This is a genomic window from Halorhodospira halophila SL1, assembly GCF_000015585.1.
Classification (GTDB): Bacteria; Pseudomonadota; Gammaproteobacteria; order Nitrococcales; family Halorhodospiraceae; genus Halorhodospira; species Halorhodospira halophila.
Genome location: NC_008789.1, coordinates 1,404,395 through 1,427,936, shown reverse-complemented (window position 1 = coordinate 1,427,936; position 23,542 = coordinate 1,404,395). Strand labels below are relative to the sequence as shown.

Here is a 23,542-nt window from a genome sequence, read left to right as displayed (position 1 = left end):
GTCACCGTGATTCCGGGGCCCGCACTCACCGTCCAGGCGGACCGGTACTTGCTGCGGGCGGTGATTGAGAACGTCCTACGCAACGCCTTGCAGCACACCCCGGCGAACAGCAACGTCACGGTAACCTGGCAGCAGGCAGGGGAAGGGGCCGAGATCCGGGTCTGCGACGAGGGCGCAGGGGTCCCTGAAGATGAACTCGAGCGGATCTTTGAGCCGTTCCGGCGTCTGCCTTCCGGCACTCGACGCGGTGGTCACGGGATTGGGCTGGCCATCGCGCGCCATGCGGTCGAGACCCTGGGTGGTGCGATCAAGGCGCGCAACGGCGATCCGCACGGCCTGGAAATCGTCCTCTACCTGCCGCGTGGCGGTCGGGGATGATGCCGAGGGTGGAGCGGCTGCGCACCCGCGAATGGCAGCGGGGGGGGGGTGTACCGTCTCCGTCGAACAGCCCCGGAGCAGAGCCCATAGCCGCCGGGGTTGCATTGCAGGGAAGCCGGCGAATCCCCATCGGCTCCGCCGGCTTCCCTTCGCCTGGGCTAGAAGCTCACGCTGTAGCCGGCGACGAAGACGTCCTGTGCGCCGCTCTCATCCCGCGAGCCGTAGACCAGCGAGATCTCGCCGACGTCCACTGCGCGGCTGACGCCCAGCTCCCAGAAGGCGTCCCCGCTCGCGTCGTCCGGGTCGTCGTAGCCGATGGTGGCATCGAGGGCGATGTCCTCGGCCACGTCAAACCCGTAGCCCAGGGCGTAGACGATGCTGCCCGCGGCATCACTGTCGTCGGCGTTGGCCATGTAGGCGAGTTCCGCCCCCAGGCCGCGCCAGCCGGCGCCGAGGATCACCTCGCCCTCATCGGCGTCGTCCTGCTCCGGGTAGTAGGCGTACTCGTAGGCGAGGCTCAGGTCCACCTCGCCGGCGGTGAAGCCGTAGCCCAGGTATGGCACCACCTCTTGCCCCTGCTCATTCCCGTCCAGTGTCGAGACGGCGGTCCCGAGGAAGGGCCCGCCCGGATGGCCGTACTCGATGCCGCCCTGGGCGACGGCGTTGTTCTTGCTCACCGATTCGCCGGTGTCGAGGTAGTCGCTGAAGACCCCGAACTCGAAGGTGGTCCGCTCGGCCCAGTCCTCGGCGCTGGCCGTCGGCAGGGCGAGTGCGGCGGCGCTCAGGGTCAGCCCCGCAGCCGCGGCGCGGCGGGGCTGCGGTGTACGCATGGTCGTCGTGTTCATCATCCTGCTCTTTTGGTTCGTCGGTTGGTCTGAAGGCCCCGGGCGCTGGTCGGTGGCGGCGCGCCCGGGGCGTCTTCGCCGGGTTCGTTGGCAGCGCTCAGGCGACGTCGATTCCGATCAGCATCGCGGCGAGGCTGAAGTAGATCGTGACCATGGTGAAATCCTTGACCGTGGTCATGATCGGGTCGCTGGCCGGGACGTGGTCGACGCCGATCTTCAGCAGGCCGTAGGGGATCAGGAATCCGATGGTGGTGGCGATCGGCAGACCGAGGGCCAGTGCCCCGCCCACGGCGAGGCCGACGCTCGGATCCCCCTGCCACAGGGAGGCCGCGATGCCGCCGATGATGCCCATGACCACGCCGAGGACCAGGCCGATGACCAGCTCACGCCCGACCATGCGCCAAAGATTGGCGGTGGAGACGTGGCCGAGGGTAAACCCCCGGGCGAAGGCGGTGGTCGACTGCGTGCCGATGTTGCCGCCCATGTCCATGACGACGGGGATGAAGAAGGCGAGGACGATCAGAGCCTCGAGGCTCTCCTCGAAGCGCTCCACCTGTCCGCCGACCAGCAGCCCGCCGGCCATGACGATCAGCAGCAGCCCGCCGCGGTAAAGGATCGGGTAGTGGATCGGGCCGTTGAGCATGCGGTCGCTGCGGGCCTTATCGATGTCCCGCAGGGCGTTGTCGGCGAGATCGCTGGCGGTGTGTTTCTGTGTGGTGTCGTGGTTGGCCATGGTTACGCTCCTCAAGCTCGGTCAGGGTTGATCCGAGCCCGCGAGGCGAGGCCGCCGGAGCGCTACCAAGAAGGCCGGTCGCCGGGCGTTCGCCGGGACGGTGCAGCAGGGCACCGGGCTGCGCCCACGCCTGTGGGAGCAGGCGTGCGACCAAGTCCCCTTCGTAGAGCTTCGGCACTGTGCGACTCAAAGGCCGCGCGCAGGGCGCGGGCCGCGGTGTGCATTAGACCAAGCCTTCGTTCGGCAGGGCCTGTTCAACCCATTGGCGTCTCTCGACATTTCTGGGCAGCACACCTTGTCGGCACAGGAGCCTCACCTAACGGGACTCGCTGTAGGGGCGTATTCAAACCGAGCGCCTTTTCGGGATCAATTGGTTCCGCGTCCGTGTCATGGAAATGTCAAGAAAAGAAGGTGCGGTTCGGCGTGGGCAACAGCGTTCCAATCTCAGGTGTCTTGCTCGGGCGCAGGATGAAAGAGTCTGGCGCGCGCCGGGGAATACTTGCCTCTCGGCTCTGCGAAGCGATGGGGCGGCTGTTTGACAGTGGCGTCGGACTCCCAAATGGATCTTGCGCTATGGCGGGAGGGATGACGGCCTCACTACGCTAAAGTGATGGGCTCATCGAACACAAGCATCATCCTGTTCCTGGATATCCCGCACCCGAGCCGGCCCGAGGCCGTCGATGGCCTCAAGCTCGGAGACCGAAGACCACGGCCGGCCATCGATCACATCCTCGGCCCGAGTCGGACCGATGTGGATGATCTGCTCAAGGGTCTCAGCCGGTGCCTGATTGAGGTCGATGCACCCGGCACCCGCCCCGTCTTCTGGTTCCCGGTCAGTCCCAGGCTCGTGGTCGCCGGCAACCACGGACCCAGATACCTCGGTGTGCACGCGCCACTCGCCACCGCTGCAGCGCATGCGGATGGTCCCGTGCGCGCCGGTGCCGAGCATCTCGGCGCCCATACGTTCGATGCGGTCAAGGACCTCGCCGTGCGGGTGGCCGTAGGGATTGCCCTCGGCGTATTGCACCACGGCGTAATCCGGGTCTACGGCCTCGAACCACTCCGTGGTCGTCGAGGAGCGGCTGCCGTGATGGCCGAGTTCCAGGACGTCCGCGCTGACGTTCACCCCGGCGCGCAGGATGGCGCGCTCTCCGCTGCCCTCGATGTCGCCGGTGATGATCGCGGAGCAGGCCCCGTAGTCGAGGCGGATGACGAGATTGCGGTCGTGGAGGTGGCTGCCTGAGGTCTGCTCACCGGGGTGGAGGGTGGTCACCTCCAGTCCGCCGAAGGTTCGGGAATGCCCGCGGGTGGGCTCGACGTAGCGAACCCCGCTGCCGAGGGCGGCGTCGAGGAAGGCCTCGAAGGTCTGGGTGCTGTGCTCGTCGCCGGAGTACCAGAGCGTATCTACCGACTTCTCTTCCAGGACGGACACCAGGCCGCCGATGTGATCCGCGTGGGCGTGGGTGGCGACCATGAGATCGAGCGCCTGCACCCCTTTGCCGCGCAGCGGGGCGATGGCGTCCTCCCGTCCCCGGCCGCCGTCGATGAGCACGTAGTGGCCATCAGCGGCGACGAGGGTGGCATCGCCCTGGCCGACATCGAGGAAAGTGAGCGTCATCGATGCGGTGGACGGGGAGGCAGTCGCGACCAACAGGACGGAGAGGGCGAGGGCGCGCCCAAGCGCGCATCGCCGTGGGTGTCGGCTCATCAGCGCGCGCCGTATTGCCAAGAGGAGTGTTGAGCCTGGCGAAAAAAACGACGATTGGCAAGGTTCCCCTCATGCCGCGGCGCCCGGCATGCTGAGGGGGGCGGGCCGGAATGCCTGCTTGCTCATGCGATCAGGGAGGATCGAACCGTGAGGAGCGTTGAGCGTACGGTGGCCGTCGCGCTCGTCTGGGCGGGCGTGGCGTCTGCAACCGGTTATACGGAGGAATCGAGGATCATGGATGAAGAAGGCACACGGTCGGACAGCTCGTCGGCCGACGCAGCGACGACGCCGGCAACGGTCGATGCTATCGAAGACGGGGTGGCCCGCCTGCTCGTCGGTCTGGATCCGGCAGCGGTCTACGAGGTCGAGGTCGATCGGCTGCCCGAAGGGGTGGAGGAGGGTTCCGCCCTGCGGATTGAGGGGGCGCTGACGGACGGCCTGCGCAAGGCCCACTTCACGCTCGACCCGGCAGCCACAGAGGCGCGCCGCGAGCGGGTCCGGACAAAACTCGATCAGCTGCGCGGGCGCAGCGACTGACGGCCGCTCCGCTGTCCCGAAGACGGCCAGGGCCTGGGGTGAGCAGGGTTTGATCAATCGCTGCAAAGCACCGCGCGGCGGCGATCCGCTCATCCTATCCACACCATTTTCCACAGGTTTTGTGGAAACGGTCGGTGCGTGATCTTCGGCTGGCCGTTGAGTCGGAGTGGGCTTACGCTGGCGTCGTCGGGACCACTGGGTGCATTCTGTCGGCTGATCCAACGTTGGAGCCTGAAGTGATGAGCGACACACCCGAGCAGCTGCTGCAAGCTTACCTGGACGAGGTCCGTGCCGCTCGGCCGGCCGATTGCGAGCGGACCCTGATGTGGCACCTGATGAAGCTGGTTGAGGAGCACGGAGGTGACCTCGACGGCGCGGCACACCAGGCCGAGGCGCAGCTCGAGCAGCCGCCGCACGTCGATATCCAGGCCTGGACGGCGTCCCTGATCGATGAGCTTAGCAAGGCGCTGCTCGCTGCGGTCTCCAGCGCCGAGGCGCTCCAGGCGAGCCTCGATGCCAAACGCCACGATCCGGGCAACCCGGACCAAGAGATGCTTGCCGAGCTCGAGCGCCACCTCCCGGAGCAATAGTTGTCGGTTGCGGTCGTTGAAGCAGTCTTGGGGTGGGGCCGGCCATCATGAGCCTTAGCCTTGCGGTGCTCGTTGTGGAGCTGGCGGGCCTCGGGATGGGGGGCGCTGCCATCATGCTGGATGCGCGCAAGCCCTTCCCCGCGTAACACCTGCACCGGTGGGGAAGGCGATGGGCCTGTTCAATCTCGGCAAGAAGGACGCCTACGGCAAGCAGCGGCGCGTTGAGCACCGCGGCAAGTACCTGCGGGCCAGTCGCACCGGCGGCGTGGCGCTGCGCGCCCAGGCCCGGGCGGCGGGTGTGAACCTCACCGCCAACACCCGGCGCGGTGTCCGGGCTTCGATGACGCCGGCGAAGAACACCCAGGTGGCCTTGCAGAACGGCCGTTTCATCCTGCGCGGACGCTACGGGAACGGGCCGACCAAGCTGAACCTCTCCAAAAGCGGTGCGACGGTCTCCACGCGCAACCGGCTCGGCTCGTTCAACTGGCTCAAGCCCAACCGCTCCTCGGCGAAGCTCTTCGGCGTCCAGGTCCGGGGGCAGAAGGCGGCCCAGCTTCAGGTCTTCTATATGCTCTTCGCCGCCGTTGTCGGTGGCGTGCAGCTGCTCCTGATGCTCATTGGCGGGCTGCTGCGCGGCGCCGTTGCCCTCGGGCAGTGGGTGGGTGACCACGTGCACGCCCTGCCGCGGCGTTGGCGCAATGCCCGGTTGCGCCGCCAGCGCGGGCGGATCGACGAGGCCGTTGAGCAGGCGATCAACCGCTGGGACGCGGACCGGCTCAGTGCTGCAGTCGCCCTGGCGGTTGCCCTATGGGGGCGCGGTGAAACGCTCAAAGCGGGGTGGCACCGCGTCCAGCAACGTGTCACCCAGAATCCGGGCTTTGAAGCCCTGCCCCGATCACCGGAGGTGTTCGAAGAGGTCGCTGCCGAGCTCGAGCGCTGCCGGGCCGCGGTGAAGCTGACACAGGATGCGCATCGGATCGTGCTCGCGTTGCTGGCGGAGGCCGCTACGCAAGGGATGGACGGGGGGCGGCGGGCAGAGCTGCTGTTCGATGCGGACGATCTGGCCCTGGCCCGGGGTCCGCGGACCGTGCTGCAGGAAGAGCTGCTCGAGATCTTCGCCGACCATGCGCAACTCTGTCTGGAGCCGGCCTTGCCGGTGGACACGACACAACGGCAGTGCGGCCGATCCCGCCCAGGGCGTGACCTGTCGCAGGGACTGATCGACCTCAACACCGCCTCCATCGAAGAGCTTCAGGTGATCCCGCACATCGGCCCGGAGCGCGCCGAGGCGATCGTCGCCATGCGACCGATTCGGCGGATCGAGCAGCTTGAAGAGGTCGACGGCATCGGACCGAGCCGGCTCGCGGAGATTGCCGAACAAACCCGGGTATGAGTGCGAGCGATGAAACGGAGGACCGTGGCTGTAGAGCTTAGGCTCGCTTTCCACAAAACCTGTGGATAACTATGTGGAGAAACTCGACCGAGGCCTTGGCGTGAGGGCATGCGAGGCTGGGTGGACAAAGACTGATCAGCGGTGCATGCTTTTAAAATCAATAACCTAGCGATTCGCTTCCATGGATCAGCGGGTTGCCAGGCGTCAGATGGGCGCTTGTGCAGAAGCAGGCGCTTGATGACGGCCTCGATCGGGATTGTCAACCCCGCTTTGCGGAATGTGCTCGGCCAGCTGCGTGAATCCCCGGGTTGTGGCGATGGGATCTACCGCAGGATCAGCGTCGCGAGGCGCAGCGGGCCGTTCAGAGGTTCGCCGATGTAGTCCCCGGCCGCCGCCCCTCACCTGGACAGTGATGTAGGTGGCATATGGGCGTTCATCCAGGGTAGTTGAGTTCACCGGCGAGGGTCACCGCAAGGTCTGGGCTAAGCTGCGCCTGCAGCGGTGGCGGGAGCAGTACAACCACAGCTGGCTCCTGGAGCGCCATGGGTTCCGGTCGCCGGCGCAGGTTCGTGCCGACTACCTTGAAGCCACGCCGATGGCGGCGTGACCATGCTTACGGGATGCCTAGGGATCCGGTGTCCTTTTCTTGCGCAACGTTGGTCTTTTGCTAACCTCGATTTCTGAGATGGAAAGGCTGGCGGCCGGGTGGAAGGCCGCCATTGTCCATGCATCACTTGGGGGATTACCTTAGGGCATGCGCTGTTCGCGATCGTTGATAAATTCAGGTGCGCTGCTTCTGTTCGCGCCAGCGGTCACCCAAGCAGCGTTTGACCGAGACCCATTGAATTACGGCAAGATTGCACTGCACCAGTATGCCAGCGCCAGCCCGGCTGGTGAGGATGTGGCGGGCTACAGCCTGGAGGTGTCGTCGATCTTTCACCCGGATTTTATCGACTTCAACCCCGATGTTCTGGCGATGATCGGGTGGGGCGCGTACAGCGACACGGTGGACTATCAGCGGTTTTCTGCACTAATCGGAATTCCCTTTGAAAGCCCGGCGGCGATTCGGTTCTCGCAGGCCTCGCGCGCCTACGTCGCCGGTGGATTCGAGTATCAGAACGCCGACATCGGTACAAATGACCGGGATACCGCACCGACGGTTCGCATTGGAGTCCGAGAACGCCATGGCTCGTTCGAGGTAGACGTCCACGGTCGGCTCGTGGCTGGCGATTTCGATTACTGGGCCTCGGCGGCCGCTGTTCACTACCCCGTAACGGAGGGGTGGGATGTGTTCGGCGGCGCGGAGCTTTGGGATGGTGATTTGGGGGGGGTCGCTGGTGCCTCAGCGAGGTTTTGACGAAGTCGATGGATTTCCGTGCGTCGGAACGAGGGAGGGCGGCAGTAAGCCTTGGCCGCTTTGGCACCGGGGGCGCAGTGCAGAGCGCGCAGTGTCCAGAGGAGGAGTGAATGATGGGGGTTCAAAAAATTCCGACGGCTGCAGTGATGTTCGGTGCGACGGCCCTCGCGCTTACTGGTTGCCAAGCCTACGAGGCCGCCCAGTCAGCAGCCGGAATCTACGAGGGATATCGAACCTACGAGATGGCTAGCGACGTCCGCGATGCCGAGCCGGTCTTCGATGGCGTTGAGCGCGTCGCCGTCGATAGCGATCTGCTCGAGCACGACGGCGAGGACGAGCAAGCGATCGAGGCCGCCTTCGACGAGAACTTCGCCTGGGCCGTCGAGCAGACCCTGGAGGCCGCCGATCTGGATACCGAGGTTACGACCGCCGAGCAGGCGGACAACCCGGATTTGGTGGTTCAATTCCGTCAGGAAGGACACGACGGCTTCGTGGAGCGCTGGACGATGGGCGATCGTCTACTCGGTGACCTGTATTTCCACAGCATGCCCGCCGGCGCGATCGAGGACGAGGCTGAAATGACCGCGGCCAGCGATCACGAAGGCCTGTTCGAGACGATCCAGGGCACCGTAGCGACCCGGGCCCTGGCCACCCGGGCGCAGCAATTGGAGGCCAAAGAGGAAGCCGGCGAGATCGATGCCGAGACGCACGAGAATCGGATGCAGAACTACGTCGACGCCGTTAATGACATCGACTGGATCAAGCCGGAGCACGAACCGAAGCTTGCCGGCGACTGATCCGTCCGGATGAGCCGCCCCGTTGCGGCCGAGCGATGGCGCGGAGCGCATCGCTTTTGACCCCTCACAGGCAGGGCTATCGGGCAGCGAGAATGTCCAGACGCGGAAGGTACGGCCACAGGTCGTCGCGGACCTCAAGGGGGCTGAGTCTCCCCTTGTGGTTACCGGCTACGCAAGCCTTCAAGAACTCGTCCGCCTGGCCGGACCTTTACCGTCCGGCGGACCAAGTGGATGCTCAATACCCTGATCGATCGGAACCCGGATGCCTACCGGGATCGGGCCGGCCGGCTGTGCCGCTACCCAGAGCATCGCGCGCGGACCTACGCCCTGGGCGAGACGGAGGCGGATCGCGACGGCGCTCGGCGTATCCGGGAGCTCCTGGACACGCTCTACGGCGTTCTCCAGCTTGCCGGGAGCGAGATCGGGATGAGCGGCTCCGCTCCTCCCGGGCCGCGCTGGTCGAGCATCTGTGCGGAACGCAGAGGGCGCAGAGAGAGTTTCAGATCAGCTGCTCCCCGAAGGAGAAAACGACAGGCGCCATGCTTGAACAGCTGGATTCAGGGCCGCCGATGCCGGAGAACCATCTGTCCGTCCCGCTGCCGGGCTGGCTCACCGACGTGGAGGCGTGGGAGGCGGCCTGCGCCCATGATCGCAGCGTGCTGGGGCAGGTCCTCGAGGAGGTCCGGGCGATGAGCGGTAACCGGGAGCAGGCCAAGGTAAAGCACCTGCTTTATCTTGCCTAACACCACACGCAGGTGTTGGCCTTCGACAGCTGCCTGATCGCTTTGGCGTACCTGCATGAACGGCTGGTGAAGGAGGATTACCGGCTGTCCATCTGGCAGGCGACGGCCGTGGCGCTTCGCCAGCGGCTGTCCCAGGACCCGGAGGATGGCGACCTTGATGAGAGGAGCGCGGAGCTTCTCGGCCGATTCGTTGAGCGCCTGCCGGAGGCGGAATGGCAGCAGCTTCCCTTGCGGAAACGGCGCGCCCTGGAGGAGATGGGGTATGTATTGGACGCCTTCCAGAAGCAGGCCTCCAAAGACCGGGATACAAGAACGCTTGAACGCATACAGAGAACTGCTGGGCATTCTCCATTGGGAGCGCTCTTCCCTTGCCACAGGAGAGCCTGATTGGGAGGCTCTGGCCGATGGCTGGCTGGCGCTGATCCGGCCCTACTGGTATCGGCATTTGATCGAGCGCCGAGGGCGGGGGCCGATGCGTCTCAGTAAGCTGCGTCCCGTTCTCATCGAGGTCGAGCATGAGCTCGGCCCGCAAGTGCGGGAGCATTTCGCCATGCTGCCTCTGCAGAGTGCTACCGAAGACCGCGTGATAGCCGCGATTCTGGGATTCTCACCTAACCGGGTGAGAACAGCTTGAGAGGCATGCCCGCTGCCGGTGCTTAGCTAACGACTGGAGTTGACGCCCTTTCGTGGGGACCTTGATGCTTAGGCTGTTAGTGGCCACGTAAACTGACCCACACAGCGGAGTGGGTCCGAGGCGGTGGCCATTGACACTCATTGGCCGCACTCGGTTCCGGAATCACACGGAGTGTCGTTTCTGCGCACCCCACGTTGGCCGTTTTCCAGTTCATTGAGGGGTGCCACACCCCCCCCCCAGACGCCGTCACTGGGTTTTGGGGTCACGTCCGCCCAGTGCGAAAGCCGCGAACCGTCGACGGAAGCGGGGTAACTCCAAGATCGGTGCGCTCGTAGCCGATGGTGTCGAGCGTGTGCACGATGACCGACTCCTGCTGCGTTCCGGTGGCGCGGTGGCTACACCGGTCGCGTTGCGGGTTGTAGCCGTGGTGGTCGTGGCCGGATCACACAACGGCCCCGAGGCCGTGCCACAATCGTTTTCGGTCCCCCGAGTACGGAGTCTGTCACTGTGTGTGGCCGGTTCGCCCGTTACGCTCCGCATTCCCGAATCATGCGAGCGCTTCGCATCGATTACGACGACTGCGGCGAACTCTCACCTGACTACAACGTACCGCCGGGCACGCAGCAGCCGGTCGCCGTGTCTTGCGATCACGGCAGGCATCTCTTGCCGTTGCTTTGGGGATTTCGGCCATGGTGGGCCGACGCCAGCCAACCCGCACCGATCAACGCCCGGGCGGAGACGGTCGCCTCCAGCCCTTACTTCCGCTCTGCATTCGCCCATCGCCGCTGCCTGATTCCAGCCAGCGGTTGGTTCGAGTGGCAAAAGGCCGAACAGGGGAAGGTTCCGCACTTCATCGCCTCCCGGGACGACGACCTGCTGTGCTTCGCGGGTGTCTATGAGCCGGCCACCGAAGAACGGGCGGCGTCCTTCGCAATCATCACGCAGCCGTCGAAGGCGCATCTGCAGCCTCTCCACGACCGCATGCCGCTCGTCCTCGCGCCCGAGTGCTGGGACGAGTGGCTGGATCCCGAAATCAGTGATCGGAAGTCCGTGAAAGCGGCAACTCGCGGCCTAAATATGGCGCAGCTGGTCGCACATCCGGTCAGCTCTCGGGTGAACACACCCAAGAACAACGGTCCTGACTTGATTCGCTCCCTCTAAAGAGTCAGTTGTTCGCAACGGGCGCCGGCTGGCAGTTCATCAGAGCGGCGTCGATGTTTCGACGAAGTGCCATCACCCTTCCTTGGGGGGCCGCTTGTAAGGATGTACCAAGGGCCATTTATGCAGGTCGGCGAGTTGTGCCAGACTTGCCGGAACAACTTTCGAGACAATGATCGTCCGATGATCCACACGGGGCGCCCCTCGGGGCGCCCCGTGTGGCGCGCCCCCCTTTTAGCGAGCACGGAAGCCCGCCTGCCATGGCCCTGTTCCCCGCACGATACCGCCCACGCATCGGCGTCGGCGCACTACTCCTGATCGGCATTGGCTTCCTGCTCGCCGCCCTCGTCGCCATCCTCACCATCGGCGGCGCGATCCTGCTGGACAGGCAGCAAGCCCACGATCAGCGCGTCAACGCTGTGCTGGCCGAAGGGGTACGCGCCGAACTGCGAGCCGGCTACGCGGAACTCGAGCGGTTTCTGGAGGCCCGGGAACCCCGCTATCGGCGGGCCCATGAAAAGGCCCGACAGACCATCGAGGAGCGCGGGATCGAGGAGACCGACCTCGAGGCCCTGGCGAAGCGGCTCAGCGAGGAACTCGGCGACCCGGTCCACGTCTACATCGTCACCCCGGAGCTGCGCATCAGCCGAACCACCTTCGAGCCCGACGAAGGATTGGATTTCACTATGGAGGGCATGGAAGATGCGCACGGTATGCTCAAGACTGCGCTCGCCGAGGACCAAGTCCTGATCGGGCCACCCACCCTTGAGCTGGTAAGCCGGGAGTTCCGCTTCTATACCTATGGCCCGCTCGGCGATGACGGCTACGCCCTGGAACTGGGTCTCAGCCCGGCGTTCATCGATGAAGTGTTCCGAGGCATGGAAGAGCGCTTGGACCAGCGGGCGCTTTACGAGGGCGAGCTCTTCTTCCTGGTCAATGGCCAATGGCTGATCTCTCTAGGCCTGGACCCGGCTCTGCAAGAGTTGAACAAGGCCAAGGCCTTCGCCGAGGTCCCGACGCAGCAGGACCAAAAGCTGGAGCGTTTCCAGCGCGCCGTCGGGCAACGGGGCCTCTACCGGCCAGAAACAACGGACCAACCCCGATCGTATTACGCCTGGCTCAACCGCATTGAACTCGACGACGATGGCCACCACTTGGACATCCTCGCCCGGCTGGAAATGCAACACCCCGGTTCTGAGGATGTGCGTAAGATCTGGATTGCGGTGCTAGTCGGCACGGGCGGACTCGTCGTCCTGGCCACTGCGCTCTTCCACCAGATGGCACGCCGGCTATTGGTCACCCCACTGCGACAGACAGCCCAAGCGGCGGCTGCGAGACAGACGGTACCCATCCACGGCCCCGTCCGCTGGATCCACGAACTGCGCCTGCTCGCCTGGCAGATCAACCGCGGACTGGCGCGCAGTCGGCGAGAAATCCATGCGCTGGACCAACAGGCGCAACACGACCGCCTGACCGGCCTGCTCAATCGCAGCGGCCTCGACCAACAGATCGCCACCCAGGTGGCCCAACACCAAGAGACCGGCAAACCCCTGGCGATGCTGCTGATCGATCTGGACCACTTCAAACGGGTCAACGACGAGCACGGCCATGCCGTCGGCGATAAGATCCTCCGCCATCTCGCCGACCAGCTGCGTGCCGGGGTCCGCGAGGCCGACATCGTCGGCCGCTGGGGCGGCGAGGAGTTCGTGATCCTGCTACCCGCCACCGGCCTGGACGGAGCACAGCAGTCAGCCGATAAGCTGCGCAGGGCTCTCGCCGACCATCCGGTGCTCAGGCAACACGGGCTGACGGCAAGCTTTGGGGTCAGCGTCCTGGCTAGCGAAGACAGCGACCGCGACCTCTTCGAGCGCGCCGATTGCGCGCTTTACGCCGCCAAGCACCAGGGCCGCAATCGCGTCTCCATCGTGTCGCCGAGCTGATGGCACGGACGGATAACCCGCGTCCCTCGTCGTACAGCGCTTTGATCCGATGAATCATGACCCACTCCTTCATGGTCCCCGCCTTCCGCAGCTTGGTCAGGCGGCCGACGGTACGGTCTCTCGTGGCCAGGGGCCACCCGAAGGTGGGTCAATTCTGATGGCCGGCTGGGGTATGCGGCTATTTTCTTGGACTGGTTCATGCTGCAATTCCGAGGCTGTCTCGGTACTCAAGAGGGCTCCGGCCTCCTAGCGACAGCTTAACGCGTTTTCGGTTGTACCATTGCAGATAGGCATCGAGTTTCTCGATGAACTGCTCAAGGGTCACGCCGTGCCAGTCACGGGTATAGAAGAACTCGGCCTTCAGGCGTCCAAAGAAGCCTTCACAGGCGGCGTTGTCTGGCGTACAGCCTTTGCGTGACATCGACCGGGTCAGGCCGGCTAACTCAATGCGGGATAACCACCCAGGCCAACGATAGTGCGCCCCGCGATCGCTATGAACCACCGGCTTCTCATCGTCTTTAAGCACCGCAACGGCGTAATCGAGCATCGTGTTCACCAGCTCAGCATCAGGCCGGGTTCCCACCGTCCAACTGACCGCCAGCCCGTCGAAGCAGTCGATTAACGGGGATAGGTAGACCTTGCCGGCCGGAATCTGAAACTCGGTGAGATCGGTCAGCCACTTGCGGTTAGGCGCCGGTGCACTGAAGTCCCGGTTAACCACGTTCTCAGGGGCCGGAGTGATTTCGCCGCGGTACGAGCTAAAACGACGGCACTTGGTCGTCTGGACAACGAGCTGCTCCTCCGCCATGAGCCGCCGGATCACCTTCTCGGAGATCACGATGCCAAGACGGTGGAGTTCGACGCGGATGCGTCGGTAGCCGTAACAGTAGTGGTTGTCCTCAAACAGACTACTGACAAGGCCACGAAGGGCGCTGTACTTCTCCGGCCGTCGCAGCCGAGCCCGATGGTAGAAGTAGCTGCTACGGGCTAGGCGCAGCGGCGTGAACAGCTCCGTGAGCGAGTAGATGTTTCGGAGGGCGTCAACCAGCAGGGTCTTCTCCTTGTTCGTCAGGAGCTGCAGGTTGACGCCGTGGTCTTTTTTTAACAGTTCGTTCGCTTTTGTTAGCAGATCGTGTTCAAGCTGAAGGCGGTGGACGCGCCGTTGCAGCGTTTCGATCTCTTGCTCCAGGGCGCCACGTTCGCTTTGCGAGGTCGTATCGTCACGCGGTTTCATTGGGGGGCGCGCCTCGGCACCGAGTAAGCGGTCCTTCCACTTGTACAGCACCTGCCTGCTGACGCCCACCCTCTCGGCAACCTCTGAAGCCGCCCCTTGCCGGGAACATAGCTCAATGACGGCCTCCCGCTTAGTCTCATCCGACGAAGGAGGCTTCGTTAAGCTGGCGCTCGATCCGGTACGCAAGTCGGGCTCACGCTCCAGAACCCAATGGCTTAGCGTTTCGACACCAGGATAACCTAGCGCCTTGCGAGTCCTCGCTAGACAACGGCCATGGGTCATGTAGTGGTCAACGGCCCTTTGCTTCTGTTCCGCCGAATACCTTGGTTTGCGCTTCGATCGCTTCGGCAAATCACCGGTTGCTGCGTAAATGTCATACCAGCGCCGCAGGTTCTTCTTCGACGGATACCCGAGCTCCCGGACGGTAACTGCCGCGTTCTTGTCGTACTGGATGTAGAGCTCTACTGCCTTGATCCGCTGCTCGTACGTGTACATGGACTACTCCCATCTTGTAGTCCAAGTTTTTATCCGCACCCCACTGTGGGTCAGTCTACGTGGCCACTAACAGCGAAGCTCTTCGGCGTCCAGGCCCGGGGGCAGAAGGCGGCGCAGCTGCAGCTGATCTACATGGTCTTCGCTGCCATCGTCGGCGGTGTGCAGCTGCTCTTGATGCTCATTGGCGGGCTGCTGCGCGGCGCCATCGCCCTCGGGCAGTGGGTCGGTGACAACGTGCACGCCCTGCCGCGGTGGTGGCGCAATGCCCGGCTGTGCCGGCAGCGCCGGCGGATCGACGAGGCCGTCGAGCAGGCGATCAACCGCTGGGACGCGGACCGGCTCAGCGCCGCCTTCGCCCTGGCGGTGGCCGTCTGGGGGCGGGGTGAGGCGCTCCAGGACGGCCAGCGGACGCACCGACGGGTCAGCGAGAAGGCGGGATGGGTCGCGCTTCCGCGCTCCCCGGAGGTCTTCGCGGAGGCGGCACAGGGACTTGAACATTGCCGCGCCGCCGTTCAGCCGAAGGAGGATGCGCACCGGATCCTGATCGCACTGCTCGCCGAAGTGGCGGCCGAGAAACTGGAGGGGTCCCGGCGGGCGGCGCTGCTCTTTGAGGCCGATGACCTGGCCCTGATCCAGGGCCCACGGACGGTGCTCCAGGAGCAGATGCTGGAGATCTTCGCTGATCACGCCCAGCTACAGATCGAGCCGGCCCGGCCGGTGGATGAGGCGACGAAGCCATCCTCAGCGCGGTCGGCTCGTGGTGCACCGGGGGCGGGGCAGGGCGACGAGCCGACGGGGCGCATCGACCTCAACACGGCCTCCATCGAAGAACTCCAGGCGATCCCCCACATCGGCCCGGAGCGCGCCGAGGCGATCGTCGCCCTGAGACCGATCCGGCGGATCGAGCAGCTTGAGGAAGTCGACGGGATCGGCACGAGCCGCCTGGCGGAGATCGCCGATCAGGTGAAGGTGTGAGTGGGCGCGGGAGGAGCGTGCCGCGGCGGTAGAACTGAGATCCCCTTTCCACAAAACCTGTGGAAAACCGTGTGGAGAACGTCGACCGAAGCCTTGCCATGAGGGCATTCGAGGTCGACTGGATAACCCGTAGCCAGTGCTAAAGCAACGGCAAATCAGCAACCTATCGTTACCCTTCCATCCGTCAGTGGGTTACGAGGCGTTTGCTGGGAGCTTGTGCAGAAACGAGCGGTCAATGACTACCGCGACCGGCAATGTCAACCCCGGGCGGCCCTGCTGTTTTCGCCGAGAACGACCCGAGGGTGTCAGCTGAGCATGCCATCACCGTTCGCCGTGCCTGTGGTGGAGGGGGGCGATGGACGCGTTCTCGCGCACCGGAAGGAGCCCAGCCAGGGCACCCACCTTTGTGCCTGTACCTAGAGGGCTGTTGTGCATAACACCATCTGTGGGCACTAACGCTCCCCCCGCCTCACGGACCCAGAACACCAGGTCCGCCGATTGAGCCCGCGCCGCGTAATCCGCCACGGCCTCGCGCAGCGCCGGCTTGTCACGAACCGGCGTGCCGAAAGTACGCGAGCAGACGATCTGCTGCCGGGGCGCCGGTTCGCTTTCAAGGTCGTGGCAGGCGCAGCCCCGCAGCTCCTCCGCCGTTCGCGCCAGGGTCACGGGGAAGTGCTGACGGATCCGCCGCGGGGGTAACCTGGCGAGATCCTCGGTGGTCTGAATGCCGAGCTCAGCCAGGCGATCGGCGAGCCGTTGGCCGACACCCCAGACCGCGTTCTCCGGGGTGGTGTTGGTACCGCTGGCACTGATGCTGCTCCGGCGGTGCATGAATGATGCGGCTGCCATCCCCGAGGTGACTTCCCCAAACAGGAGGTCATCACCCGCGACAATGTCGGGGTGCGCATCGACGGGGTGCTTGACTACTTCGGGCGCCGGTGGATGAGCACCCCTGCCGCATGATCCCCCATCTTCGGAGTTGGAGATCGCAATGAGCCAGCCTTTCGAGTCCCTCAATGTGCTCGGCCAGCCCCTCGCGCCTTGTAGCACTCAGCCTTTGACCGGCTTTTACCGGGACGGCTGCTGCAATACTGGTCACGAGGACGTTGGAATCCACACGGTCTGCGCCCGGCTGGACGAGGCGTTTCTGAGCTTTACCCGGGAGCAGGGCAACGACCTGACGGCCCCCAATCCGGGCATGGGGTTTCCCGGCCTTCAGCCCGGGGACCGATGGTGTCGTTGCGCCGGCCGCTGGATGGAGGCCTACCGCGCGGGAGTGGCTCCGATGGTGGATCTGCACGCTAAGCATGCCGAGACCCTGGCCGTGATTGACCTCGATACGCTGAAGGCCTACGCGCTCTGAGTGAGGGGGCAAAGCCACTGGCTCGGCGCTCCGATTTGCGCCTGTCAACCGGGGTCGACTAGTGCGCCCTGCTGGCCCGCGATTTGGGGCCGGGCGCGCTCTTGGTGGTGAACCACGCCGATTTCGACGGCCGTGTCGATACCCCTAGAGTCAGGCAACGGTGCCCTTGAACTCTCCCAGTATCCGAAGATCCCGCGCCTGCTCTTCCTCAAGCACGATATCCTCATAGCCTGGGGTCAGGGTGTCGCAGGCCAGGGTAATCCGTGAGTGCTGCCATTGGCCGTCGGCCGAGGTGATCTTCTCGCTGTAGTACCGTTTTACAGTCAGCGCAGAATTGTTGTCCGGGTCCTGGATATCCCGGTGGTACGCGAGCACGACCCGGCCGTGCCGCGATCCACCGGGGTTGGCCTCGAAGAGGCACCAGGCGCCATTCGGGATGCGCCGATTCATGGACTCTCCTTTGACGCGTGCAACGAACAACCCGCGGCGGGCGCGGTAGAGTTCCGGCAAAGCAATCCAAGTCTCCGTCTCTTCAAGGCGCTCCGCCTCAGCGAATCCCGCCTGAAACTCTCCGGCAGCGGCCTCCAGTTCGATAAACGGCACAGCGTTATCCGCTGGCGTGACTGCTTCGGCGGGGATAGTGCGCGGTTCATCCTCCGCTTCGGTCGATGACTGTTCATCCAGGGGAATGACCGGCGCCGGCTGCAACGTCGAAGCCTCCGTATTGTCCGAAGGCTGGGAGAAAGCGGCCTCGATCTCCTGCCGGAAGTAGGCCTGTGTCTCCGGATCCGTGCAGTGGATCAGGCACCCCTTGAGGCCGCGGCTCATCAAGGTTCGATAGGTGTTCTTGATAATCGCGTCCGCCCGGGCGTCGCACTCTTCCGGGGCCTCCTTGCGAGCAGTCTTGTAGCCGTGAAGGGATCGGTCCGTGCGGGCCCGTTTGGAGGGCTGGGTGACGACGTGGCCGTTGCGCACGATCAGGTCGGGGCCAATGATCACCCCCACGTAGTCCATCTCCAGACCTTGTACCGTATGGATGCATCCGACTTGATCGATCGAGTGCGTCTTCTCCAGGTAGCGTCCCTCGTCCTCGTAAAGATTCCACCGCATGAAGAGATTCTCTTCCGGGAACGTGATATCCCACGCGCAGGGGTCTTTCTTGCTGATCCAATCCCAGCAGTAACCGGCCACCAAACGAGCCCTGGAACCGTTGCCGTCTAGTTCCACAATGCGCTGGTAGAGGGTTCGGGGGGAGTCAACGGCTTCTAGGTGGTAACGGATGCCGTGCAGGTCCTTCTGAGCCGTGTCGCGGATCTGGAGAGCTTGATCGAGCCACGCCAGGTAGCCGTCGGAACCGCTGCAGCGGAACTGTGACTGCAGTGCGGCGCGATGGATGGTGGCCCCCTCAGCGCGTGCCCAGCGCTCGATTTCCTGGATGGAGCCGGTGTCGTTCCAGGTGACCTGCTGCGCCTCATCGACGAAAAAGACGCTGGTCCGGGCCGCGCGGATGATGTCACGGATCTGGTTGGTTCCAGCGCGCTGCCACCGCGAGCGCTCCTGAAGGCGGTGGGCTTCGTCAACGAGGAGCCCATCCATTTCGTCACGCTCCGCGTTGTCATACGCGGCGGACCCTTTGAAGAGGTTGCTGAACCGGGTTTTGGTCAGAGTGCCCGTCAACCGTCCTTCGTAGACCTGCCGCGGCGCCCGGTTCGGAGTGACGTAGTGGACAGTCTGGTGGCGCTTGGTCAGTTCAACCAGCAAGTTGATGGCGACTACGGACTTTCCCGTGCCCGGACCTCCTTCGACGATCAGTACCTGCTTGCCGAATTCCTGAGCGATAGTCCCGACTTCCAGGGCAGCCTCGTAGGCAACCTTCTGGTCGTCGATCATCAGGAAGTCTCGGTTGCCGCGGATCAGACGGGCGAGGGAACTGGCCAAGTCTTTGGAGGGGCGGATACGCCCTTGGTCGATGCGATAAAGGACGCGGCGATGGTCACCGTACCGGACATACCTCCGAATGAACGCGCGCAGCTTTTGTGTGTCGTGCCGGAGGAAGAGCGGGGCGCACTGCAGATAGCGGTCGTAGAGTGGTTCCTGGAGGCCGCTGCCGTCGGTGCAGTTGTGCAGATAGGCGCACGGGGTCAGCCGAATCCCGCCGTTCTGCACAGCTTCGTTGAAATCCTCCAGTAGCGTGCTGTAACTCCACGCCTGATAGGAGGGGTGAGTGGTTTCCCGGATCCCACCGCCTAGGAGTGTGCGAACGATGGCGTCCTTGCCGGTAGCCTCGGCGTGCTGCCACTGCTTGAGCTCAATGATGACGCAGGACTCGCGTTGTTCGTCATCGAGGCCAGATATGATGACGTCTACCCGCTTGGATGTCTGCGGGATGCGGTACTCCACAGCGATGCCGGCGTCATCCGGGATGTTCGGGTCCTCGACCACGTTCTTCATGTAGAGCAGGGACTGCTCCCAGGATCGGCGTTCGCTCTCACTGACCCCGCCCATACTGCGTCGGGTCATGGCTGCGAGGATGCGATCCGAGATCCGGTTATCCGCTACATCCGTGAGGAAGGTGCTCTTGTCGCCGCTATAGACAAGCATCAGGGTCTTTAAAGATCGGTGTACTTGTCAGACCGCCCGAAGGCGCGGTCCGGCGGATACTTGGCTTCGTTTTCAGCAATCTTATCGCGGACGGCCGCGGCAAGATCCAACTCCAGCCGATTGGCCAGCAACAGCGTATAGATCTGGATGTCCGCCAGTTCACGACGTACCTCTGCTAGCTTTCCCACCGGCAGGCTGTCAGAGGCCTCGTTGCTCAGCCATTGGAAATGCTCGACGAGTTCCCCGACCTCGCCGGCCAGGGCCATAGCCAGGTTCTTCGGGGTATGGAACTGTGACCAGTCGCGCTCGGCGACGAAACTGTGTAGCTGCTGCTGGAACTCTCGGAAGGACTCAGGGTATTGGTCGGACATGATCCTGGTCGTTCGTCGTCAGGCGAAGAAGCGTCCCAGCAACGCGACACCTGTCGCCAGGATGACGTGTTTGCAAGACTCCGAGGGTATCATCCAATGACGCACTTGGGAGCGTCACGGCGGGGGAGGGGGGCGCTGTGAGACTTAAGCGACCCAGAGCCTGGTGGAAGAGGCTTAAGCCGCAGGGAAGTTGGTGGGCGGCGCTGGGATCGAACCAGCGACCCCTGCCGTGTGAAAGCCATCAGACTGTCCCGAGGAACAAGCGCTTACGCTATAAAGGCGCGACCAATCAGTCGTTTACAGTTACTGGAGATTACTCCACGTTACGGCGAATGACAAGTTTTTGCCTATGCAGTACTGCATGAGTACTGCATAGATCTGGGCTTCTGGGGAGCGGTCTGGGTCCCAAGCCGGTCGGTGTGGTCGCTGATCCCTTACAGGGTAGTGAACCCCAAACAGGACAAGGCGCATGCACCGACCACCGCTTCTCACCACCAACGATCTTGCACAGTACCTCGGATTAGCGCCTGGTGCGATTCGTGCCAGGCTCTGTCGAGGTCAGGATTTGCCTCCCTACATCAAGCTAGGCCGCCATTACCGCTGGCGCCTGGACGACGTGGACGCCTGGCTTGAGAGTAGGGTGGAGTACCCAGGGGCTGAGCCGGCCAAGTTATTGAAGAAGGGCGCGCCGCGCAAAGGGCGTCCTCGGAATTCCTCGTTCACCGACTCGATGCAAGGGAGGTCTGGATAGTCGGTTCTGAATAACGGGTTACTCGTGTTTCTTGTTCCGTTTCGGGCATGCGGCCGACATCGTCGGCGCGGAGTGGACATCGGGGTGACCCTCCATGGACATCCGCTGCAGGAGCGCCCGCAGAGCAAGCCGCAAAAAGGCGGCCATCGCCCGGAGTAGCAGTCGGATGTTGTGCCCGGCCGCGGCGAGCACCGCGTTCATGGCATCGCCGAGGCGGCCCTTGAGCCGGCACCGGTCCATGCGCCCGTCGATCTTCATGTGGCCGATCACCGCCTCCACCGCCGAACGCCGCCGCATCTCTCGTCGCAGGCGGCGGGTATCGACGCCCCGTTTATGTGCTGAGTGAAAGACCTTCATGCCCGGTAAACCGAGCGCTGTCACGCCCGACGGTTATTATCCGCTTAAGGCCTGCTGCATCCTTCCAAACCCTTGCGCCCAGCCTCATAACCGGCGCGGCGCTGGGCGAGACTCAAGGTATAGTCAGATTCAGTCCTACTCAAGCAATGCGGCGAACTGCGTCCAGGTCAGCGCCTCCACGGTCTGTACCTGAGCGCCCCCCACGCCGAACTGACCCTGCTCGAGGCGTTTGCTCCACACGCAGTAGCCGTCGCCGTCGAAGTAGAGCAGCTTCATCAGGGTGCGCCGGCGATTGACGAAGATGAAGCCCTGCCCACTGAGCGGATCCCGCCCGAGGTGGCGACGCACCAGCGCGGCAAGACCATCGAACGAGCACCGCATGTCCGTCGCCCGGGTACACAGCCACAGGCGCCGCGGCGGCGTCAGCACCCCGGGGCCCGCCGGATCCGCAGAAGACCCCGGCGCCGAGGTCCAACTCGACCCCCAGGGCGCAGCGTCCTGCTTACCCCGGAGGGGGTCGTCCGATGGCGAGGCGCCCGGTAACGAAAGCTCAGCGAACAGGCCACCAGCGGGCTCTGGCGCCGAAGGCGTCGGCTCCGTCGCCTCGGCCGGTTTCGGTGCCGCGCTCGGTGCCACCGCAGCGGCCTGCAGGTGTCGGCGCCAGGCGGTGAAGGTGCTCTCGGCCACGCCCTCTTGCGCGCAGAAGGCGCGCTTGCGCTCTTGAGTCCCGCCGGCCATCGCCACCTCCGTGGTCGCGGATCAAAACACGGGGCCAAGCTAACCGGTGGACGTTACGGTGGATACACGGGGTTCACCGGACGCATACCAGCGCGCCGGTGAACAGGGCATGCTCGGTGGCCATGACAGCTCCTCGCTTGGGCGGGGACGGCGAGGCACAACATATAGGCACAGATGCTTAACCGACTACCCCGCGGCAACCTCCTGACAGCCACACGATCCGCGAAGGGACCCAAAATCCGCGATAATCGACTGGTTCCGCCCCTGAAAGGCGAAGAGCAGGCTGCGGGCATCGAGATTTTACAAGACCGTGATGTAGTTCTGCCCGCGCCGCCAGGCCGTCTCGGCGATGCCGACAGCACGGACGCTGCTGAGGTCCTGCTGAGCAATGGCGAGCCGCTTCCACGTAGGTAGTGGTTGAGGATCCGCCAGATCGCAACAGCTAACCTTCCGTGTTGTACGTCATGATGCAATCCCTTATGATCTTAGAGCCCTTTGCGTGTAACGTCGACCAAAAAAAAGAAAAAGGACGATACGGATGCCCCACACCAATAAAAAAGCCATCTCTCGCTGGACCATCTACAGCTCAACCATTCTCCTGAGTAGTCTGTTGCTTGGTGGTTGTCTCAGCAGCGACGACGATGATGACGATTCGAATGGGGAAACTGACGAATCACCGCCTCAGGCAGCTTCCGATGCGACAATGAAAGAAGTCGCTCAATTCGTGACCGAAGACCTGGTGCTTCTAGATCTCTGGAAGCGCACTGGAGAATACCTCGAGCACTACGGTTGCGCTAGCGAAGAAGAAGACGAGCCGCCCGACTGCCCCGAGAACGGGACATTAACGCTCGCGGACCAAACCCTGACGTACGAGCAGTCCCGGTTCCACAGCTGGCAATCTGAGCTTGGTGATGAATATGTCGAACGGGACGGCACAATTCGAGCTTCCAGCATAGGTCCTGTTGACGAAGGTCCGAGCGATAGTGAGGGGTATTTTGAAGTCGAATACACGGATAGATTCTTTGATGGCGGCGGAAACCAGCTCCCTGGAGAGCTCGAAGTAGAAGGTGACTACTCAAGATCGTACCGCGACACGACTAGCGTACCCAGAGTCATTACGGTTGATTCAGGACTCACCGGCCGCTGGCACGAGGATGATGAGCTATTCGAAATCCGATGGGATTCCGACTTCACCTGGGAGCAGGAAACAATTAATCCCTATCGGATGCGTATATCGGGTGGCTTTGGCTGGTATTTAGAAGATGACGGTGAGAAAGTCTACGGGTACGACGAAGGATACGCCGAGGTCTCCACTGAAGTCGACTTGAAGTTTGACCAATGGAACTGGAGTGCCTTTGAGGATGAAGCGCACGGATGGATTTGTGACGGGGAAATCCGCGTAAAACACCCCGACGGGTACGATTTACGAATCAAGTACAGAAACGACGGAGCCACCGTTACTGATATAGAGGGTGGCGGAAGCATTCATCTGGAATGGGATGAGTTGAGGTGGGAGGGCTCATAGCCTAATTCATCTTATAGGTTCTCCGGACGCTGCCTGGCCGTCGGCGGGGCAGCATCCAATGAAATGAACCTGTGTACCGACAACCTCGGGTCTTCACGGATTCCATCATTGTGATGTGTCCCTCGGCGGCGCCGCCGAAAGTGCTCTCTGAGCGCCCGTTCATGCCTGCACGATCGGGTCGTTCAGGTGACGGACCAGAAGCTTGAAATACTCCATGTCCCGGAAGCCGTAGGCCTGGCGCTTGACCGTCTTGATCCGGTTGTTGAGCCCCTCGATTGTCCCGCTGGTGATCGGGTGTTCGAAGTAAGCCAAGATGGTC

General features: G+C 63.6%; 24 protein-coding genes, 1 pseudogene and 1 riboswitch. Of the genes and pseudogenes, 15 read left to right on the top strand and 10 right to left on the bottom strand.

From position 1 onward, the window contains the following. Nucleotides 1-6: 6 nt before the first annotated feature. Nucleotides 7-378 (top strand): sensor histidine kinase, encoded by a 372-nt coding sequence (locus HHAL_RS06670; RefSeq protein WP_011814106.1) that lies wholly within the window; start codon nucleotides 7-9, stop codon nucleotides 376-378. Nucleotides 379-536: 158 nt separating this feature from the next. Here HHAL_RS06670 and HHAL_RS06665 read toward each other — a convergent pair whose 3' ends face one another. From HHAL_RS06665 to HHAL_RS06655, 3 genes are all read right to left on the bottom strand, one after another. Then, nucleotides 537-1,226 (bottom strand): TorF family putative porin, encoded by a 690-nt coding sequence (locus HHAL_RS06665; RefSeq protein ID WP_011814105.1) that lies wholly within the window; start codon nucleotides 1,224-1,226, stop codon nucleotides 537-539. A gap of 94 nt (nucleotides 1,227-1,320) precedes the next feature. Continuing rightward, nucleotides 1,321-1,956 carry a magnesium transporter gene (locus HHAL_RS06660; protein WP_011814104.1) on the bottom strand — a complete coding sequence of 212 codons (636 nt, stop codon included), beginning with the start codon at nucleotides 1,954-1,956 and terminating at the stop codon, nucleotides 1,321-1,323. A 149-nt stretch (nucleotides 1,957-2,105) separates the two neighbouring features. After that, a riboswitch (M-box (ykoK) riboswitch) is annotated at nucleotides 2,106-2,287 on the bottom strand. 285 nt (nucleotides 2,288-2,572) lie between these two features. Beyond that, a complete protein-coding gene (locus HHAL_RS06655; RefSeq protein ID WP_049751496.1) occupies nucleotides 2,573-3,574 on the bottom strand; it encodes an MBL fold metallo-hydrolase in 1,002 nt (333 codons plus the stop codon). Nucleotides 3,575-3,898: 324 nt separating this feature from the next. Here HHAL_RS06655 and HHAL_RS06650 point away from each other — a divergent pair, with 324 nt between their 5' ends. The 10 genes from HHAL_RS06650 to HHAL_RS12620 all read left to right on the top strand — a co-directional run bounded on the left by HHAL_RS06650 (nucleotide 3,899) and on the right by HHAL_RS12620 (nucleotide 12,813). Next, entirely contained in the window at nucleotides 3,899-4,201 is a 303-nt protein-coding gene (locus tag HHAL_RS06650) for a DUF3006 domain-containing protein (RefSeq protein ID WP_011814102.1), read from the top strand. Nucleotides 4,202-4,440: 239 nt separating this feature from the next. After that, the gene (locus tag HHAL_RS06645; protein WP_011814101.1) at nucleotides 4,441-4,791 is read left to right on the top strand and encodes a hypothetical protein; all 351 of its coding nucleotides are present in this window, start codon (nucleotides 4,441-4,443) and stop codon (nucleotides 4,789-4,791) included. A gap of 169 nt (nucleotides 4,792-4,960) precedes the next feature. Further along, a complete protein-coding gene (locus HHAL_RS06640; protein ID WP_011814100.1) occupies nucleotides 4,961-6,184 on the top strand; it encodes a ComEA family DNA-binding protein in 1,224 nt (407 codons plus the stop codon). Between the two features lie 418 nt (nucleotides 6,185-6,602). After that, nucleotides 6,603-6,791 carry a hypothetical protein gene (locus HHAL_RS13320; RefSeq protein WP_144446111.1) on the top strand — a complete coding sequence of 63 codons (189 nt, stop codon included), beginning with the start codon at nucleotides 6,603-6,605 and terminating at the stop codon, nucleotides 6,789-6,791. A gap of 234 nt (nucleotides 6,792-7,025) precedes the next feature. Continuing rightward, nucleotides 7,026-7,541, top strand: a complete 516-nt coding sequence (locus HHAL_RS06635; protein ID WP_041595088.1) for a hypothetical protein — start codon at nucleotides 7,026-7,028, stop codon at nucleotides 7,539-7,541. A 110-nt stretch (nucleotides 7,542-7,651) separates the two neighbouring features. Beyond that, on the top strand, nucleotides 7,652-8,338 hold the full coding sequence (locus HHAL_RS06630; RefSeq protein ID WP_011814098.1) for a hypothetical protein: 687 nt from the start codon (nucleotides 7,652-7,654) through the stop codon (nucleotides 8,336-8,338). Between the two features lie 539 nt (nucleotides 8,339-8,877). Then, nucleotides 8,878-9,081, top strand: coding sequence for a hypothetical protein (locus HHAL_RS06625; RefSeq protein ID WP_041595086.1), 204 nt, complete (start codon nucleotides 8,878-8,880; stop codon nucleotides 9,079-9,081). A gap of 15 nt (nucleotides 9,082-9,096) precedes the next feature. After that, on the top strand, nucleotides 9,097-9,468 hold the full coding sequence (locus tag HHAL_RS06620; protein ID WP_041595085.1) for a hypothetical protein: 372 nt from the start codon (nucleotides 9,097-9,099) through the stop codon (nucleotides 9,466-9,468). Nucleotides 9,469-10,222: 754 nt separating this feature from the next. Next, entirely contained in the window at nucleotides 10,223-10,876 is a 654-nt protein-coding gene (locus tag HHAL_RS06615) for an SOS response-associated peptidase (RefSeq protein ID WP_011814096.1), read from the top strand. 257 nt (nucleotides 10,877-11,133) lie between these two features. Beyond that, on the top strand, nucleotides 11,134-12,813 hold the full coding sequence (locus tag HHAL_RS12620; RefSeq protein WP_011814095.1) for a GGDEF domain-containing protein: 1,680 nt from the start codon (nucleotides 11,134-11,136) through the stop codon (nucleotides 12,811-12,813). A 196-nt stretch (nucleotides 12,814-13,009) separates the two neighbouring features. On the opposite strand, the gene HHAL_RS06605 is transcribed toward HHAL_RS12620, so the two are convergent. Then, nucleotides 13,010-14,542 carry an IS3 family transposase gene (locus tag HHAL_RS06605; RefSeq protein WP_011814094.1) on the bottom strand — a complete coding sequence of 511 codons (1,533 nt, stop codon included), beginning with the start codon at nucleotides 14,540-14,542 and terminating at the stop codon, nucleotides 13,010-13,012. Between the two features lie 45 nt (nucleotides 14,543-14,587). Between HHAL_RS06605 and HHAL_RS12615 the strand changes: the two genes are divergently transcribed. After that, the gene (locus HHAL_RS12615) at nucleotides 14,588-15,517 is read left to right on the top strand and encodes a ComEA family DNA-binding protein (RefSeq protein WP_011814093.1); all 930 of its coding nucleotides are present in this window, start codon (nucleotides 14,588-14,590) and stop codon (nucleotides 15,515-15,517) included. A 321-nt stretch (nucleotides 15,518-15,838) separates the two neighbouring features. On the opposite strand, the gene HHAL_RS13465 is transcribed toward HHAL_RS12615, so the two are convergent. Continuing rightward, nucleotides 15,839-16,366: a DNA polymerase Y subunit UmuC family protein gene (locus tag HHAL_RS13465; protein WP_011814092.1), complete on the bottom strand. Its 528-nt coding sequence runs from the start codon at nucleotides 16,364-16,366 to the stop codon at nucleotides 15,839-15,841. A 142-nt stretch (nucleotides 16,367-16,508) separates the two neighbouring features. On the opposite strand from HHAL_RS13465, the gene HHAL_RS06590 reads away from it, so the two are divergent. Continuing rightward, nucleotides 16,509-16,880, top strand: a complete 372-nt coding sequence (locus HHAL_RS06590) for a DUF2237 family protein (RefSeq protein WP_011814091.1) — start codon at nucleotides 16,509-16,511, stop codon at nucleotides 16,878-16,880. A gap of 150 nt (nucleotides 16,881-17,030) precedes the next feature. Here HHAL_RS06590 and HHAL_RS06585 read toward each other — a convergent pair whose 3' ends face one another. Together HHAL_RS06585 and HHAL_RS06580 are read right to left on the bottom strand one after the other, a co-directional pair. Beyond that, nucleotides 17,031-19,481, bottom strand: coding sequence for a DNA/RNA helicase domain-containing protein (locus HHAL_RS06585; protein WP_011814090.1), 2,451 nt, complete (start codon nucleotides 19,479-19,481; stop codon nucleotides 17,031-17,033). An 8-nt stretch (nucleotides 19,482-19,489) separates the two neighbouring features. Continuing rightward, nucleotides 19,490-19,852: a nucleotide pyrophosphohydrolase gene (locus HHAL_RS06580; RefSeq protein WP_011814089.1), complete on the bottom strand. Its 363-nt coding sequence runs from the start codon at nucleotides 19,850-19,852 to the stop codon at nucleotides 19,490-19,492. A gap of 469 nt (nucleotides 19,853-20,321) precedes the next feature. Between HHAL_RS06580 and HHAL_RS13035 the strand changes: the two genes are divergently transcribed. Continuing rightward, nucleotides 20,322-20,603, top strand: a complete 282-nt coding sequence (locus HHAL_RS13035; RefSeq protein ID WP_011814088.1) for a helix-turn-helix transcriptional regulator — start codon at nucleotides 20,322-20,324, stop codon at nucleotides 20,601-20,603. Between the two features lie 18 nt (nucleotides 20,604-20,621). On the opposite strand, the pseudogene HHAL_RS06575 reads toward HHAL_RS13035, so the two are convergent. Both HHAL_RS06575 and tnpB read right to left on the bottom strand, forming a co-directional pair. Next, a pseudogene (locus HHAL_RS06575) lies at nucleotides 20,622-20,957 on the bottom strand (transposase); the annotation flags it as partial. A gap of 138 nt (nucleotides 20,958-21,095) precedes the next feature. After that, nucleotides 21,096-21,698 carry an IS66 family insertion sequence element accessory protein TnpB gene (tnpB, locus tag HHAL_RS13030; RefSeq protein ID WP_081432185.1) on the bottom strand — a complete coding sequence of 201 codons (603 nt, stop codon included), beginning with the start codon at nucleotides 21,696-21,698 and terminating at the stop codon, nucleotides 21,096-21,098. A gap of 538 nt (nucleotides 21,699-22,236) precedes the next feature. On the opposite strand from tnpB, the gene HHAL_RS13310 reads away from it, so the two are divergent. Next, on the top strand, nucleotides 22,237-23,223 hold the full coding sequence (locus tag HHAL_RS13310) for a hypothetical protein (RefSeq protein WP_011814086.1): 987 nt from the start codon (nucleotides 22,237-22,239) through the stop codon (nucleotides 23,221-23,223). Between the two features lie 159 nt (nucleotides 23,224-23,382). Here the strand turns inward: HHAL_RS13310 and HHAL_RS13025 are convergent, their stop codons facing one another. Further along, a complete protein-coding gene (locus HHAL_RS13025) occupies nucleotides 23,383-23,535 on the bottom strand; it encodes a transposase (RefSeq protein WP_187147848.1) in 153 nt (50 codons plus the stop codon). Between the last annotated feature and the right edge of the window lie 7 nt (nucleotides 23,536-23,542).